Origin of the sequence: Clostridium drakei (assembly GCF_000633595.2) — a bacterium.
Taxonomy (GTDB): Bacteria; Bacillota; Clostridia; order Clostridiales; family Clostridiaceae; genus Clostridium_AM; species Clostridium_AM drakei.
The window spans coordinates 1-1,609 of record NZ_JIBU02000103.1; the positions used below are offsets into that span (position 1 = coordinate 1).

Annotated in this window: 3 protein-coding genes and 1 pseudogene; all 4 read right to left on the reverse strand. The window is 34.0% G+C overall.

Annotated features, from left to right (window positions below; all coding sequences use genetic code 11):
* A pseudogene (locus EG57_RS0224925) lies at nucleotides 1-486 on the reverse strand (glycine/sarcosine/betaine reductase complex component C subunit beta); the annotation flags it as partial.
* A 95-nt stretch (nucleotides 487-581) separates the two neighbouring features.
* Nucleotides 582-1,058: a glycine/sarcosine/betaine reductase complex selenoprotein A gene (gene grdA / locus EG57_RS0224930; RefSeq protein WP_082085067.1), complete on the reverse strand. Its 477-nt coding sequence runs from the start codon at nucleotides 1,056-1,058 to the stop codon at nucleotides 582-584.
* 29 nt (nucleotides 1,059-1,087) lie between these two features.
* Nucleotides 1,088-1,411 carry a thioredoxin TrxA gene (trxA, locus tag EG57_RS0224940; RefSeq protein WP_032079778.1) on the reverse strand — a complete coding sequence of 108 codons (324 nt, stop codon included), beginning with the start codon at nucleotides 1,409-1,411 and terminating at the stop codon, nucleotides 1,088-1,090.
* A 14-nt stretch (nucleotides 1,412-1,425) separates the two neighbouring features.
* The coding region (locus EG57_RS0224945; protein WP_032079779.1) for an FAD-dependent oxidoreductase at nucleotides 1,426-1,609 on the reverse strand (184 nt) is incomplete at its 5' end.

Genomic DNA, 1,609 nt, shown 5'->3' on the forward strand with positions numbered 1-1,609 from the left:
TAACCCTTCAGCTATATGATTTTCTATTAGCTTCTCTATTTCAGGCAAGTCTATTCCTTCCTTTAACTCGTCAGCTTTAATCTTTAAAACAGCATGAGACTTAAACTTTTCTCTAACAGACTCTGTGAAATTCTTCTCTAACAAAACGAGATCAAATACGTCACTTATCTTCATCAAACCATAGAACTCATCTTGAGGCATGATTTCACCAAACTTACCAAATCTGGACAAACCTTCAACCTTTTCATCATACCATGGTCTTTTTCTTTCACTTAATTCTTCCGGAGTCATGTTTCCAATATAAGTTTGATTTGGTGCATAACTAACAACATCTTCAAAAGATCTTAAGTGATTTGGTATCTCCTTTAAATATTCCGATTCTGGATTTGTTTCTCTTTCTAGGGTTTGAGTAGTACCATTGTGAAATATCATATCTGGTGTATTTACTAATACATAAGCCGCTTTTTTTATTACTGGAAAACTCATTTTTAAAACCTCCATCCATTATGTTTAGTTACTATATATTCAAAAACAGCATGCATTTCTGCATGCCATTTTTAGACCGTTAAAGTTGCCTATAACTATTTATTGTACTTTGAATATTCATCTCTAATTGGTTTTACTTCACTAATAATTTCATCAACATCAAGAACCATTTCCATCATTCCACACTGCTCATCATAAATAGCTGCATCAAATTCATCTTTAACTTCTGGTTCTACTACATGATACACTCCAAGACCTAATGCAATTCCTGCAAGTGGTCCTGCGAAAGTTGGATCTCCTGCAGCTACAGTCTCTGCTGACAGACCTGAAGCCTCTGCTTCAGCTCCTCCTATTAACACAATCACATTTTCAGCACCATATTTTGAAGTTAAATCAATTACTCTTTGTTGGATCTCCAGATCCATAGCACCTGCGGCTGTTCAAACAAAGCATTCTGTAGAAGCAAATACTACTTCTGCTTTCGCACTTTTAGCACATTCTTCTATAGCTGGACCTGGAATTCCATCCCTGTCACCTATTGCAATTATTTTTTTTCCTTCTAATAAACTCATTATTCTTCCTCCTTGTATAATATACTTAATTAAGCGCCAATATGTTTAACTATCATTGCTTCAATATTTTCTTTTGTAGCATCATCCTTTATAACTTCTTCAATTTTTTCTCCATCCTTATAAAGTATAATTGTAGGAAGTCCAAGTACTCTTTGTGAAATAGCTAATCTTCTAGCCTTTGTAGTATTCAACTTGCAGAATTTAACTTTTCCTTCAAATTTAACTGATAATTCTTCTATATCTGGCAACAAAGCCTGACAAGGTACGCAGCCATCTCCATAATAATCAACAAGTGTATAACCTGTAGATTCTAAAACTTCACCTTTAAATGTCTCTTTATCTAAAATTATCATATTAACTTCCTCCTCTATTCTTCAAAATTTTTTTCTATATACTTCTCTGCTTGAACAGCAGCTATAGCACCATCAGCAGCAGCTGTAACTACCTGTCTTAATGGCTTTTCTCTAATATCTCCTGCTGCAAATACACCTTCAATATTAGTTTCCATCTTATCATTAGTTACAATATATCCTGCTTCACTAGTATCAACT

Bases quoted from the DNA above. Each gene is read 5' to 3' on its own strand.
- trxA (WP_032079778.1), bottom strand. From the start codon at position 1,411: ATGATAATTTTAGATAAAGAGACATTTAAAGGTGAAGTTTTAGAATCT.